The organism is Delftia sp. WSY_22 (assembly GCF_043104185.1).
GTDB lineage: Bacteria > Pseudomonadota > Gammaproteobacteria > Burkholderiales > Burkholderiaceae_C > Comamonas > Comamonas tsuruhatensis.
In genome coordinates, this window is the sequence record NZ_JBICKN010000013.1 from 1 (window position 1) to 315 (window position 315).

Below are 315 nucleotides of genomic sequence, written 5' to 3' on the forward strand. Positions count from 1 at the left end.
CCCGGTGATTCCGTTTGCCGTCAACGTGGTGCAGTACCCCGTGCCGTCGGGCCAGCGCTGCTTCAACCTGGGCCGCGCCATCCGCCGCGCCGTGGAAAGCTTCGACGAAGACCTGAACGTGCAGATCTGGGGCACGGGCGGCATGAGCCACCAGCTGCAGGGCGCGCGTGCGGGCCTGATCAACAAGGAGTGGGACAACCGCTTCCTGGACCTGCTGATCGAGAACCCTGCCGGCCTGGCCAAGATGCCGCATATCGACTACGTGCGCGAGGCCGGCTCCGAAGGCATCGAGCTGGTGATGTGGCTGATCGCGCG

1 pseudogene is annotated in these 315 nt (G+C 66.7%); it reads left to right on the forward strand.

The window, feature by feature from the left end:
- A pseudogene (locus tag ACF8NF_RS08130) lies at positions 1-315 on the forward strand (protocatechuate 3,4-dioxygenase); the annotation flags it as partial.